Origin of the sequence: Staphylococcus sp. ACRSN, assembly GCF_022346615.1 — a bacterium.
GTDB lineage: Bacteria > Bacillota > Bacilli > Staphylococcales > Staphylococcaceae > Staphylococcus.
This window is the reverse complement of record NZ_JAKRNS010000004.1, coordinates 49,176-63,360: the sequence shown is the minus strand read 5'-3', so window position 1 is coordinate 63,360 and position 14,185 is coordinate 49,176. Positions and strand designations below refer to the sequence as shown.

14 protein-coding genes are annotated in these 14,185 nt (G+C 33.5%); 12 read left to right on the top strand and 2 right to left on the bottom strand.

The features are described from left to right. Positions 1-30 precede the first annotated feature (30 nt). The 3 genes from rsgA to MHZ36_RS05180 are packed head-to-tail and all read left to right on the top strand — an operon-like array spanning position 31 to position 2,204. Positions 31-906 (top strand): ribosome small subunit-dependent GTPase A, encoded by an 876-nt coding sequence (rsgA, locus tag MHZ36_RS05190; RefSeq protein WP_239230057.1) that lies wholly within the window; start codon positions 31-33, stop codon positions 904-906. Continuing rightward, complete coding sequence (gene rpe, locus MHZ36_RS05185) at positions 907-1,551, top strand: ribulose-phosphate 3-epimerase (protein ID WP_239230055.1); 645 nt, start codon at positions 907-909, stop codon at positions 1,549-1,551. A gap of 5 nt (positions 1,552-1,556) precedes the next feature. Then, complete coding sequence (locus MHZ36_RS05180) at positions 1,557-2,204, top strand: thiamine diphosphokinase (protein ID WP_239230053.1); 648 nt, start codon at positions 1,557-1,559, stop codon at positions 2,202-2,204. Positions 2,205-2,265: 61 nt separating this feature from the next. Here the strand turns inward: MHZ36_RS05180 and rpmB are convergent, their stop codons facing one another. Next, on the bottom strand, positions 2,266-2,454 hold the full coding sequence (gene rpmB, locus MHZ36_RS05175) for a 50S ribosomal protein L28 (RefSeq protein ID WP_002483503.1): 189 nt from the start codon (positions 2,452-2,454) through the stop codon (positions 2,266-2,268). A 235-nt stretch (positions 2,455-2,689) separates the two neighbouring features. Between rpmB and MHZ36_RS05170 the strand changes: the two genes are divergently transcribed. From MHZ36_RS05170 to recG, 5 genes are all read left to right on the top strand, one after another. After that, a complete protein-coding gene (locus tag MHZ36_RS05170; protein WP_239230051.1) occupies positions 2,690-3,061 on the top strand; it encodes an Asp23/Gls24 family envelope stress response protein in 372 nt (123 codons plus the stop codon). Positions 3,062-3,075: 14 nt separating this feature from the next. Further along, on the top strand, positions 3,076-4,740 hold the full coding sequence (gene fakA, locus MHZ36_RS05165) for a fatty acid kinase catalytic subunit FakA (protein WP_239230050.1): 1,665 nt from the start codon (positions 3,076-3,078) through the stop codon (positions 4,738-4,740). Positions 4,741-5,052: 312 nt separating this feature from the next. Continuing rightward, positions 5,053-5,718: an L-serine ammonia-lyase, iron-sulfur-dependent subunit beta gene (gene sdaAB, locus MHZ36_RS05160; RefSeq protein WP_239230049.1), complete on the top strand. Its 666-nt coding sequence runs from the start codon at positions 5,053-5,055 to the stop codon at positions 5,716-5,718. A 13-nt stretch (positions 5,719-5,731) separates the two neighbouring features. Then, positions 5,732-6,601 carry an L-serine ammonia-lyase, iron-sulfur-dependent, subunit alpha gene (sdaAA, locus tag MHZ36_RS05155; RefSeq protein ID WP_239230048.1) on the top strand — a complete coding sequence of 290 codons (870 nt, stop codon included), beginning with the start codon at positions 5,732-5,734 and terminating at the stop codon, positions 6,599-6,601. A 1-nt stretch (position 6,602) separates the two neighbouring features. Further along, entirely contained in the window at positions 6,603-8,648 is a 2,046-nt protein-coding gene (gene recG, locus MHZ36_RS05150; RefSeq protein ID WP_239230047.1) for an ATP-dependent DNA helicase RecG, read from the top strand. Positions 8,649-9,073: 425 nt separating this feature from the next. Here the strand turns inward: recG and MHZ36_RS05145 are convergent, their stop codons facing one another. After that, positions 9,074-10,645: a M4 family metallopeptidase gene (locus MHZ36_RS05145; RefSeq protein ID WP_239230046.1), complete on the bottom strand. Its 1,572-nt coding sequence runs from the start codon at positions 10,643-10,645 to the stop codon at positions 9,074-9,076. A gap of 326 nt (positions 10,646-10,971) precedes the next feature. On the opposite strand from MHZ36_RS05145, the gene fapR reads away from it, so the two are divergent. The 4 genes from fapR to fabG are packed head-to-tail and all read left to right on the top strand — an operon-like array spanning position 10,972 to position 14,169. Beyond that, a complete protein-coding gene (fapR, locus tag MHZ36_RS05140) occupies positions 10,972-11,541 on the top strand; it encodes a transcription factor FapR (protein ID WP_239230045.1) in 570 nt (189 codons plus the stop codon). Next, positions 11,534-12,520 carry a phosphate acyltransferase PlsX gene (gene plsX / locus MHZ36_RS05135; RefSeq protein ID WP_239230044.1) on the top strand — a complete coding sequence of 329 codons (987 nt, stop codon included), beginning with the start codon at positions 11,534-11,536 and terminating at the stop codon, positions 12,518-12,520. The genes fapR and plsX overlap by 8 nt, the downstream gene beginning before the upstream one ends. Then, on the top strand, positions 12,513-13,439 hold the full coding sequence (gene fabD, locus MHZ36_RS05130) for an ACP S-malonyltransferase (RefSeq protein ID WP_239230042.1): 927 nt from the start codon (positions 12,513-12,515) through the stop codon (positions 13,437-13,439). The genes plsX and fabD overlap by 8 nt, the downstream gene beginning before the upstream one ends. Further along, positions 13,432-14,169, top strand: coding sequence for a 3-oxoacyl-[acyl-carrier-protein] reductase (gene fabG / locus MHZ36_RS05125; protein WP_239230040.1), 738 nt, complete (start codon positions 13,432-13,434; stop codon positions 14,167-14,169). Before fabD ends, fabG begins: the two co-directional genes overlap by 8 nt. Positions 14,170-14,185: the final 16 nt, after the last annotated feature.

Here is a 14,185-nt window from a genome sequence, read left to right as displayed (position 1 = left end):
AGTAATAGTATTTAAAAGAGGGGTGCCTAAGTGAAAACAGGTCGCATCATAAAATCAATCAGTGGTGTTTACCGTGTGGATGTAGATGGTTCATATTACGATACCAAACCACGTGGCTTATTTAGAAAGAATAAATTTTCACCTATAGTAGGTGATGTTGTCGATTTTGAAGTGGAAAATATAACTGAGGGTTATATTCATCATGTCCACGAAAGAAAAAATGAATTAAAACGACCTCCAGTAAGTAATATTGATCATCTTATTATCGTTATGAGTGCGGTTGAACCAGATTTCTCAACACAACTCTTAGATAGATTTTTAGTAATTGCACATTCATATCATTTAAGACCGAGGATTTTAGTGACTAAAAAAGATTTAACTACAGATTCAATCTCTCAAAATATTAAGCATCATTTATCGATATATGAAGATATGGGTTATAATACACAATTTATTGGTGTAGATGATGATATTCAAGATGTGTTTCGAGCATGGGGGCCTGGTTTAGCAGTATTGAGTGGACAATCAGGAGTTGGTAAATCAACATTGCTAAATAGTTATTTTCCAAATTTAGATTTAGAAACGCAACATATTTCTAAGTCACTTAATCGTGGAAGACATACTACAAGACATGTCGAATTATTTGAAAGAGCAAATGGTTTCATTGCAGATACACCTGGCTTCAGTGCTTTAGATTTTGATCATATTCAAAAAGACGAAGTAAAACACTATTTTCTAGAAATTAATGAAATAGGTGAACAGTGTAAATTTAGAAATTGTAACCATTTAAAGGAACCAAAATGCCAAGTGAAAAAGGCGATAGAGGAAGGACATATAGCTCAATTTCGATATGATCATTATGTCCAACTTTATAACGAGATAGCGAATAGAAAGGAAAGATATTAAGTGGTAAAACTATATCCATCATTATTATCAACAGATTTTTTAAATTTACAACAAGAATTAAATGCTTTGGAAGACGCAGGTGTTGACGGAGTTCACTTTGATGTTATGGATGGTCAATTTGTTCCTAATATATCCATTGGTTTACCAATCTTAGATGCTGTAAGAAAAGGAACAAATTTACCTATTGATGTCCATTTAATGATTGAAGAACCTGAGAAATATGTTGAATACTTTGCAATGCATGGTGCAGATATGATATCAGTACATGTAGAAGCTACACCACATATCCATAGAGTAATTGAACAAATTAAAGCGCAACATATCAAAGCTGGTGTTGTTGTAAATCCAGGTACACCAATAGATGCCATCAAGCCAGTAATTAAAATGGTAGATTATGTGTTAGTTATGACTGTTAATCCAGGTTTTGGTGGTCAAAGTTTTATTGAAGATAGTATTGAAAAATTAGATCAATTATCATCAATCAAGCAACAAATGAATTTGGATTTTGAAATTGAAGTCGATGGTGGCATAAATAATGAAACGGTGGAAAGTGTGATTGCACATGGTGCAACGATGTTGGTTGCAGGTTCATATTTCTTTAAACAGGATGATTATAAACAAGTAACAAAACAGTTGAAAGGTTGATTAATATGAAAGTCAACTTACTATGCGGAGATAGAAATTTACCTATTGATCTTTTGAAGCGTAAAGCAGACGAATTGTGGATAGGTATAGATCGTGGGACGCTAGTGCTAATTGAACATAATATCACGCCTGAATTTGCAGTGGGGGATTTTGATTCTATTAATGAAGAAGAATTTGCTTTGATAGAAAAACGGATACCAATTAATCCGCTAAATCCCGAAAAAAACGACACCGATTTAGCATTGGGTATTGAACAGGCTGTTGCATATAGCTATAAAGATATAGAGATATATGGTGCTACTGGTGGAAGACTAGATCACTTTTTGGGTGCTATTCAAATATTAGAAAAACCATATTATTTAAAACAAGGTGTTTCGATAAAATTAATAGATGAGTGTAATGAAATTCAATATCTAGAAAAAGGTACACATCATATTGGGCGACGGAATGATTTGCAATATATATCATTTGTACCGGTAACATATCCCACGGAAATAACGCTTGTGGATTTTAAATATGAGCTAGAACATGAAGTTTTAATAAAAGGTACTACCTTAACTATTTCTAATGAATTAGTATTAGAACAAGGCATTATCCATATATTCGAAGGCAATGTATTAATGATACGAAGTAATGATAAACGTACAATTTAAATAAAAATAAAAAAAGACCAATCCTCCACATAAGGATTGGTCTTTTCGTGCATTATATTTATTAAACTCTAGTTACTTTACCAGATTTTAAAGCACGTGCAGAAACCCAAACTTTTTTAGGTTTTCCGTCTACAAGAATTCTAACTTTTTGAAGGTTAGCATTCCATCTTCTTTTAGAAGAATTTAAAGCGTGTGAACGATTGTTTCCAGTTGAAGCTTTACGACCTGTTACGAAACATTGTTTGCCCATGAAAGTACCTCCTTTAATAAATATAAATACACGTATCTACTACATACTCAAATAATGTACCATAGATAAATTTATATAGCAATCTTTTATTGGAAAAAATTATTGTTTTATAATGGTTATGCTTTTGTTAAAATCAATTTATGCTATAATTGTACAATGTGGATAAATATAAGAAATTCTCAAAAGAAGCGCTTTATTTATAATTTAATAACGAAATACTAGGAGGCCTATAAAAATGACATTAGAGATTACGAATGATTATGGTAGTATTGACATTTCAAATGAGGTAATAGCTTCAGTAGTAGGCAGTAAAGCAGTAGAATGTTATGGGATTGTAGGCATGGCTTCTAGACAACAAGTTAGAGATGGCATTGCAGAAATTTTAGGCTACGATAATTACGCAAAAGGAATTATCGTGAAGGAAGAAAATGGTTTAGTTAATATCGATATGTATATCATTGTGAGTTTCGGTACCAAAGTTTCCGAGGTTGCAAGTAATTTACAATCAACAATAAAATATACTGTGGAACAAACATTAAAAGTAAAAGTAAAATCTATAAATATATTTGTACAAGGTGTACGAGTGAATAACGGCGTGAAAAACTAGGAGGATAACGTACAATGGTTAGCGAAATTAATGGTAAATTATTTGCTGAAATGATTATTCAAGGAGCGCAAAATTTATCAAATCATGCGGATTTAGTTGATTCATTAAATGTTTATCCCGTGCCAGATGGCGATACGGGAACAAATATGAATTTAACAATGACATCAGGTAGAGAAGCGATTGAGAATAATTTATCTCAACATATTGGAGAATTAGGTAAAACTTTTTCTAAAGGATTATTAATGGGAGCTAGAGGTAATTCAGGTGTAATTTTATCTCAAATTTTTAGGGGATTTAGTCAACAGCTAGAAGAAGTAGAGCGTATAAATGCACAGCAATTAGCGGAAAGTTTTCAAGCTGGAGTTGATACTGCATATAAAGCGATTTTGAAACCCGTTGAAGGGACAATTTTAACGGTTGCAAGAGACGCTGGAACAGCGGCACAAGAAAAAGTGAAAGAAACAACGGATTGTATTGAATTATTAACATATATCGTTGAAGAAGCTGAGAAATCACTTGAAAACACACCGAATTTATTACCCGTTCTTAAAGAAGTTGGTGTAGTCGATAGTGGTGGTAAAGGTCTAGTTTTAGTATATCAAGGCTTTTTAAGCGCATTAAAGGGTGAAACAATTGATTCACAAGTTCCTAAATTGGATAAGGATACACTTGTGAATGAAGCGCATGATTTTCATGGCGTAATCAATACTGAAGACATTGAATTCGGCTATTGTACAGAGATGATGGTTCGATTTGGTAAAGAAAAAAAAGAATTCGATGAACAAACTTTTAGAAATGATATGAGCGAATTTGGAGATTCTTTATTAGTTATTAATGATGATGAAATCGTAAAAGTGCATGTACATACAGAAAAACCTGGCAATGTATTTAATTACGGTCAACAATATGGAGAACTAATAAAGCTTAAAGTCGAAAATATGCGAGAACAACATAGAGAAGTTGTGAAAAAAGAACAAAATAACAATGAAACAAGTAATACTCAACCAACATTACCAACAGAAGTTGAAACAGCGGTTATTACAATATCAATGGGTGACGGTATTTCTGAGTTATTTAAATCAATGGGCGCAACACATGTTATTAGTGGCGGTCAAACTATGAATCCATCAACTGAAGATATCGTTAAAGTGATTGAAGAGTCAAAATGTAAGCGCGCAATTATATTGCCAAATAACAAGAACATTATGATGGCCAGTGAACAAGCAACAAATATTGTAGATGCAGAAGCAATTGTTGTGCCAAGTAAATCAATTCCACAAGGAATAGCAGCATTGTTTAATTTTGATGAATCAGATTCATTGAAAGATAATCAAGATAGAATGAATGAAACGATTGGAGTAGTATCATCTGGAGCTATTACTTATGCCGTACGTGATACTAAAATTGACGGTATTGAAATAAAGAAAGATGAGTTTATGGGCTTAATTGAAGATAAAATTGTCACGAGTAATTCAGTGTTAATCGATGCGGTACAAAGTTTATTGAGCGCTATGATAAATGATGAAAGTGAAATCGTAACAATGATTATTGGATCAGAAGCAAATGAATCTGAAACAGACGCCATAGTTTCGTGGATTGAAAGTACGTTTGAGGATATTGAATTGGATACACATCAAGGTGACCAACCAGTTTATCCATATTTATTCTCTGTTGAATAAGCCAATAAGTAATTATTAAGAATGAGTACAGTCATAATATGCGTGATTAGATAGTTAAATCTAATTACGTATATTTTTGTGTGTATTTAATTTATAATCTTTAAAAAAATTGAAATACAATTGGTTGTATAAAATATAAAAAGCAATAATCAATCCTTTTGTTGAGCACTATAATATACATTTCTTTTAATATACGGAAGGTAACCAGTATAGGTTTATAAACTGATACTAACTTGTTATAATAATAGCAACATTTAACAAATGTAAGCGTAACACATTAGAAATATTAAAAATAAGAGTGGGGTATAATTTATGAAGTATAAAACAGTATTTGATATTATCGGTCCTACAATGGTCGGCCCATCTTCTTCACATACAGCAGGTGCAGTCAGAATCGGACTAGTAGCACGTGATTTATTTAATTATTTGCCAAAGCAAGTTGATATTTATTTGTATGGTTCGTTTATGGAAACTTATAGAGGTCACGGAACAGATGTTGCACTTGTTGGCGGCTTGTTAGGTTATGATACAGATGATGATCGAATTCGTACAAGCTTGGAAACGGCTGAGGAAATGGGTGTAAAGGTTAATTTTATTGAAATGGCTGAAGAAAGATCTCACCCTAATACAGCAATTATTAATATGCGTGATTCAGTGAAAGAAATTTCTGTTGAGGGCGTTTCAATCGGTGGAGGCAAGATTGAAGTAGTTGCTATTAATGGATTTAACATTGCAATAAGTGGAAACTATCCAGCATTGCTAGTATTTCATAAAGATACATTCGGAACAATAGGTAGAGTAGCGAATATTTTAGGGGATTCAAGTATCAATGTTGGTAGTATGCAAGTTTCTAGGAAGGAAAAAGGGGATCAAGCCTTGATGACTTGTGAATTAGATGATGCAATCAACGATGAAATTATAGAAAAAATCAAAAACGTCGATGGTGTAGTGACAGTTTCACTCATGGGAGACGCATGACGGAGGTTATTACATGTTTAAAAGTGTGGAAGAATTAATTGCATTATGTGAATCGCAGAATAAAACAATTCACGAAATAATGTTAGAGCAAGAGATGGAAGTAACAGGTTTATCAGAAGCTGAAGTATATGCACATATGGACAAAAATTTACAAACAATGGAAAATGCTTTAGATGAAGGACTAAAAGGTGTAACGTCGACTACAGGACTAACTGGTGGAGATGCAGTATTATTACAAGAGTATATAAAATCTGGAAAATCACTTGCAGGACCAACACTATTAGATGCGGTAAGTAAAGCTGTAGCGACCAACGAAGTTAATGCTGCTATGGGTAAAATATGTGCAACGCCTACAGCTGGTTCGGCTGGTGTTGTACCAGGTGTTTTGTTTGGATTGAAACCACGTTTAGAGCCAAGTCGTAAAGATATGCTCAACTTTTTACTTACAGCTGGTGCCTTTGGATTTGTAGTTGCAAATAATGCATCCATTTCTGGTGCAGCTGGTGGTTGTCAAGCTGAAGTAGGTTCTGCTGCGGCAATGGCTGCTGGTGCTACGGTCGAATTAGCAGGTGGAACGCCACAACAATCAGCGGAAGCTTTTGCAATTTGCTTAAAAAATATGCTAGGTTTAGTATGTGATCCAGTTGCTGGTTTAGTTGAAGTGCCTTGTGTCAAAAGAAATGCAGCTGGTGCTTCTAATGCGATTGTTTCTGCAGACATGGCATTAGCTGGTGTGACGTCAAGAATACCTACTGATGAAGTGATAGAAGCGATGTATAAGATTGGCCAAACTATGCCTTCAGCATTGCGTGAAACTGGACGAGGAGGTCTAGCAGGTACACCTACAGGCCAACGATTAAAACAAGAAATATTTGGTGATTAAAATGTCAAAAATCAACTTAATAGATAGTCCCTTCCCTTTATCACAAATAAAGGGGTTGGGGCCAAAACGATTGGCCGTACTTAATGAATTGAATATTCATACGGTGGAAGACTTAATATTATATTTACCGACACGCTATGATGATAATACTGTTATAGATTTAAATCAGGCGGAAGATCAAACAACAGTGACAGTTGTGGGAGAAGTATATTCTACACCTACTGTTGCTTTTTTTGGTAGAAATAAATCTAAGTTAACAGTACATATTATGGTAAATAATATTGCAGTAAAATGTACGTTTTTCAATCAACCTTATTTAAAAAAGAAAATTGAATTACATAGTACTGTAACTGTAAAAGGTAAGTGGAGTAGAAATAAGCAGGAAATCAATGGTACTCGAATGTTTTTTAATCAAAATGAACTTTCAGGTTCGCAATTTGAACCAGTCTATAGAATAAAAGAAGGCATTAAGCAAAAGCCATTACGAGAAATGATCAGGCAAGTATTAGGAGAAGTTACAATTCATGAATGGTTGTCAGATGAATTAAGAGCAAAATATAAATTAGAATCTTTGAATGATACACTTCATGCCCTACATTTTGCACCTGACAAACAATCTCTACTGAAAGCACGACGAACATATGCTTTTACTGAATTGTTTATGTTTGAACTGCGTATGCAATGGTTAAATCGATTGGAAAAAACATCCGATGAAGCAATTGAAGTAGATTATGACATTGAATTGGTTAAAAAATTTATTGAAGATTTACCATTTGAACTAACGAATGCACAAAAAAATAGTGTAAATGAAATATTTAGAGACTTGAAGGCACCAGTACGCATGCATCGTTTACTTCAAGGTGATGTCGGTTCTGGTAAAACTGTAGTGGCTGCAATTTGCATGTATGCTTTAAAGACGGCAGGGTATCAATCTGCATTAATGGTTCCAACTGAAATTTTAGCTGAACAGCATGCCGAGAGTCTAGTTGAGTTGTTTGGTGATCGTATGAATGTTGCGCTACTTACTGGTTCTGTAAAAGGGAAGAAAAGAAAGTTATTATTAGAACAACTTAAAAATAATGAAATAGATTGTGTTATTGGAACACATGCACTAATTCAAGAGGATGTTATTTTTCATAATATTGGATTAGTAATTACAGATGAACAACATCGGTTTGGCGTTAACCAAAGACAACTATTGCGCGAAAAAGGTGCAATGACTAATGTTTTGTTCATGACAGCTACACCGATACCAAGAACTTTAGCGATTTCTGTTTTTGGTGAAATGGATGTATCTTCTATTAAACAGTTGCCAAAGGGTAGAAAGCCGATAATCACAACTTGGTCTAAACATGAAGCTTATGAGAGTGTTGTAAATCAAATGACAATAGAATTGAAAAAAGGTAGACAAGCATATGTGATTTGTCCGTTAATAGAGAGTTCAGAACATTTAGAGGATGTTCAAAATGTTGTCGCGCTTTTTGAATCGTTAGAACAATATTATGGTGAGGGAAAAGTAGGCCTTTTACACGGGAAATTATCATCTGACGATAAAGATGACGTTATGCAACGATTTAGTAATCATGAAATAGATGTCCTTGTATCTACAACAGTTGTTGAAGTGGGTGTGAATGTACCAAATGCAACATTTATGATGATATATGATGCGGATCGTTTTGGTTTGTCAACATTACATCAGTTACGTGGTCGTGTTGGAAGAAGTGAACATCAGAGTTATTGTGTGCTAATAGCATCACCTAAGACAGAAACAGGTATAGAAAGAATGAATATTATGACGCAAACTACTGATGGATTTGAATTGAGTGAAAGAGATTTAGAAATGCGAGGACCGGGTGATTTCTTTGGTGTTAAACAAAGTGGCTTGCCTGATTTTTTAGTTGCGAATGTCGTAGAAGATTACAAAATGCTTGAGGTTGCTAGAGATGAAGCGGCAGAGTTGATACAATCTGGAGTATTTTTTGAGTCTCAATATGAGCGATTAAAGTCATTTATCCAAGAAAACCTGCTATATATGAGTTTTGATTAAAAATGATGACGCTATGTTTTAGCATTAATAAATGCTAATTTGATTGATTCGAAGATTACTTGAAATTGTAAAAATTAAATTATATGAGGATGTTTGGAGTGTGAATCTAAAAAGTCGAATTAAATTTTTAGTGATTATACTCTGTGCAAATCATAATATTTGAATTAAAAGCGTCCGGTACATAATAAAATCGATGATAAGAAGAAGCACCATAGGAATGGTTGAATTCATTTTCTGGAATTGTTTCTACTAACATGATTTACAATTTGTGCGACCCATCCCTATAGGTAAGCGAGCAATAACAATACAGAATATTGATATAAATAAGAAGCCCATCAAAGATCAGAATCTTTGATGGGCTTAATGCTGGGTATTTATGTCCCAGACTGTTTTGCTTATCTTATTTTATGCAAAATAAACTGCAGTTAGTCCGTTACACCAACATCATTCCAAGCTTTATCTATTGCTTGAGTTTCCGTGCTATTATCTCCATACAATTGGTTTGCAGCAGCTTTCAATGATGCTTTAGCGTCAGTGAACTGTGATTTAGGTGTTAAATATTGTGTTAATGCTAAATAGTAGATTTGCTCAGCTTTTGATTTTCCGATAGATTTAATTGTTAAATAAGCTGCTTTGTTCGGAATACCACTATTAATATGCACGCCACCTTCGTCTTCAGTTCCTTTGTAGTAATCAGACATATTTGCTGGTTGATTGTATTTCTCCGGATTAGAAAGACTACGTAAACCATCACCATCTTTTCCAGGTGTATACACATCCTCACCCATCAACCAATTATCTGGATCATTGAAATAACCAAAGACATCAGAAAAGGATTCATTTAAAGCGCCTGGTTGATCATGATACTCCAATGCAGCTGTGTTTTCAGTGACTGCGTGTGTAAGTTCGTGTGCAACAACGTCTTTGGCACCAGATAACGGTGCGAATTGTTTGCCATCACCATCACCATACACCATATATTGTCCAGTCCAAGCAGCATTATTATATTGCTTACCGTAATGAACGACTGAATCAATTTTTTTATTATTATTATCCAAACTTTGGCGATTAAATTTATCTAAATAATAATGGTACACAGAGTTTGCATAATAATGTGCGTCAACACCAGTTTTTTGATTATCTTTATTAAAATTATTTGTATCATTAATAATTGGTAAAGACAGTGACTCTGTACTTTTAGCTGAACGAGTCTCAATTTCGGTATCTTGAGAAGTGTCGTGTAATGTATATTTACCAAGTGTCTGCGTTAAGTTTAATGGTGATTTTACATCGTCATTCACACCTGTACCTTTACCAGTGGCCGTAGCATGTTCAATTAAGTTTTGTTTTCGAATCACTTCGCCAGTATTGGCATCAATTTGAACTTTCCAATGCGCAATTTTAGGTTTTATGTAATTGATTTCAACATTATAAATTAATTTTTTCTTATCACTGTTAATATCTAGTTTATTATTGCTTATAATAGGATAACCTTTAATATTACTTACTTTATCTTTGTTAATACCTAAGGCAGAAAATGCTTTTGATTCAGCGTCGTTATTAGAAAGTTTCACTGTATTAGTGGTTTCAATTTTAGGTTTATCTAAATTACCATTAATTAATGTTACTTTATTATCTTTGTTCACATGTACTTTGATACGACTATCTGAAGCAGTGATTTTATCTTTGTTTGGTTCTAATGTATAGTGTGTAGAACCAGCTTGGTCAGCTTCTTTTTTAACTACATGATACTGATCAAATGCAGAACGTACATAACTTTCATCTTTAGATTTGGTTTTGTTTTGAATTAATTTTTGAGCGTTATCTTGTAATAATTTTTCTATATCTTGGTTGCTTGTAACTTTTAAATCATCTAGATGCTTCAATTGACTTTCAGTAATGGTTTGTCGTTCTGATGTCTCTTTAGCGTCAACGGTATTACTTAACAATGCAATCGTTGCACTCGATGCTAATGTTGCCAATAAAAATTTTTTCATTTAAATACCTCCGAAATTATTAAAAAGCAAATTTATATTTTAATTATGAATTGTTTATCATTATGCATTTAATATTAGTTAAAATCAATAACTATTTTAAAAATAATTAAAGTTTAACACTTTTGTAATTTTTAAAATCTTAAAGTTAATTAAATTTTTTACAAAAAATGAATAATATGTATTTGTGAATTGTTTAGATTGAATTGAAATAAAAGTAATAAAAATTATTCAGAATAATGATGATATTTGTTGAGTGGAACAAAAAGAAAGTGTTATGATATGTTAGGAATGTTTAAGACTTGGTACTAAAAATAGGGGTTGAATAAATGAAACTGAAAAAACAAGAACGTAGAGATGCAATAAAGAAAGAATTAGAAAAAAATCCCTTCATTACTGATTTGGATTTGAGTACATTATTTTCAGTAAGTATTCAAACTATCAGGTTAGATCGTACATACTTGGATATTCCGGAATTACGTAAAAGAATCAAAATGGTTGCTAGAAAAAATCATGATCGAATTCGTTCAATTGACGGAAGTGAAATTATTGGGGATGTAATTAATGTACAACCTAACCATGAGGCAACCTCAATTATCGACATCGATGAAGACTCTGTATTTACTAGAAACCAAATTGCACGTGGCCATGTATTATTTGCACAAGCAAATTCGCTTTGTGTAGCATTAATACATAAGTCTAGTGTATTAACTAAAGAAAGCAATGTTGAATTTTTAAAAACAGTGAAATTACACGACACAGTGCGTGCAGAAGCACATGTCATTGAAAGCACAAATAAATATTTTATAATTCAAGTTAATTCGTATGTAAAGGATATATTGGTATTTAAAGGTACATTTAAAATGTATTATACAAGTGAGGATGAGCAAGATGGTTAAATTAGCTATTGATATGATGGGCGGAGACGATGCACCGAAAATTGTCTTAGATGCAGTGAAAAAAGCAATAAATGATTTTAGTGACTTAGAAATCATTTTATTTGGAGATAAATCTCAATGTACAATTCAACATGAGAGAGTTGAAGTGAGACATTGTACAGAAGAAATCACGATGGAAGATGAACCAGTTCGTGCAATTAAAAGAAAAAAAGATAGTTCTATGGTGCAAATGGCAGAAGCAGTGAAATCTGGTGAAGCAGAAGGTTGTGTATCTGCTGGGAATACAGGTGCATTAATGTCTGCTGGTTTATTTATAGTTGGTCGTATCAAAGGTGTAGAACGACCAGCATTAGTCGTTACATTACCAACAATTTCTGGTAAAGGATTTGTATTTATGGATGTCGGTGCTAATGCTGAAGCAAAGCCTGAGCACCTTTTACAGTATGCACAGTTAGGGCATATATATGCACAAAAAATTAGAGGTATTGATCAACCTTCAGTAGGATTACTAAATATTGGCACAGAGGCTGCAAAAGGTAATAGTTTAACAAAAAAAGCTTATGGACTAATGGATTCACAAAATGAATTTAAATTTGCTGGAAATGTAGAAGCAAAAGGATTAATGCAAGATGTAGCAGATGTTATTGTTACAGATGGTTATACTGGAAATATGATTTTGAAAAATCTCGAAGGTGTTGCTAAATCGATAGGTAAAATGTTTAAATCTACATTGTTAAGTAGTTTTAAAAATAAAATGGCAGCATTAATTTTACGTAAAGATTTAAATGCATTAATGACGAAAATGGATTACGCAGAGTATGGTGGTTCCGTATTATTAGGATTGAATGGTACGGTTGTGAAGGCACATGGTAGTTCAAGTGCTAAAGCATTTTATTCTGCTATTAAACAAGCAAAAATTGCAGGAGAACAAAGAATTGTTCAAACAATGACGGAAACGGTAGGTGCAGAGAATGGGTAAAACGGCAATAATTTTCCCTGGCCAAGGTTCACAAAAAGTTGGTATGGCCAATGATTTATACAATGAAAATGAAAAAGCTACTGCGGTTTTAAATGAAGCACAAGCGGCAGTTGATTTTGATTTATTAGAAACGATGTTTACAGATTCAGAAGAAAAATTAGGTCAAACTGAAAATACGCAACCAGCGCTTCTAACACATAGCACAGCTTTGTTAAGTGCGTTAGATCACATTGATGCGTCATATACAATGGGACATAGTCTAGGTGAGTATGTGAGCTTAGTTGCAAGTGGAGTTTTGAAATTTGAAGATGCTGTTAAAATTGTCCGTAAACGTGGTCAATTGATGTCCGCTGCATTCCCAGATGGTGTGGGTAGTATGGCTGCAGTTCTTGGTTTGGATTATGATGAAGTAGACGCGATTTGTAAAGATTTATCTACTGATGGCGAAGTTGTCGAGCCAGCAAATATTAACTCACCAGGACAAATTGTTGTTTCAGGTCATAAAACTTTAATTGATCAATTCGTGTCAGAAGGTAAATCAAGAGGTGCGAAACGCGTGATGCCATTAGCTGTTTCTGGCCCGTTTCATTCATCAATGATGCAAGTTATTGAGAATGATTTCGCAGAATTTGTAAATCAATTTGAATGGCATGATGCAAAATTCCCTGTAGTACAAAATGTTAATGCACAAGGGGAAACAGACGCATCTGTAATAAAAGAAAATATGATAAAACAATTGTACTCACCAGTGCAGTTTATTGATTCTACAGAATGGTTAATTGCACAAGGGGTAGATCATTTTATTGAAATTGGTCCAGGTAAAGTATTATCAGGATTAATTAAAAAAATTAATAGAGATGTAACAGTAACTTCAATTCAAACATTAGAAGATGTAAAAGGGTGGAATGAAAATGACTAAAAGCGCATTAGTAACAGGAGCATCAAGAGGAATAGGTCGTAGTATTGCATTACAATTAGCTGATGAAGGCTATAATGTAGCTGTCAATTTTGCAGGTAATAAAGATAAGGCTGATGCTGTAGTTGAAGAAGTTAAAGCTAAAGGTGTAGAAAGTTTTGCGATACAAGCTAACGTTGCCAATGGCGATGAAGTGAAAGCAATGATAAAAGAAGTTGTAAATCAATTTGGGACTGTTGATGTATTAGTAAATAATGCAGGTATCACGCGTGATAATTTGCTTATGAGAATGAAAGAACAAGAGTGGGATGACGTTATCGACACGAACCTAAAAGGTGTATTTAACTGTATCCAAAAAGTAACACCACAAATGTTGCGACAAAGAAGTGGAGCAATTATTAATCTTTCAAGCGTAGTCGGTTCAGTAGGTAATCCTGGGCAAACGAATTATGTTGCTACGAAAGCTGGTGTAATTGGTTTAACTAAGTCTGTCGCTAGAGAATTAGCTTCTAGAAGTATAACTGTTAATGCTGTTGCACCTGGATTTATTGTTTCAGATATGACGGATGCGTTAAGTGATGAACTTAAAGAACAAATGTTAGGTCAAATTCCATTAGCACGCTTTGGTGAAGATAAAGATATTGCCAATACGGTTGCATTTTTGGCTTCAGATAAAGCAAAATATATCACAGGCCAAACAATCCATGTTAATGGCGGCATGTATATGGAATAATGAATTTATAATACTA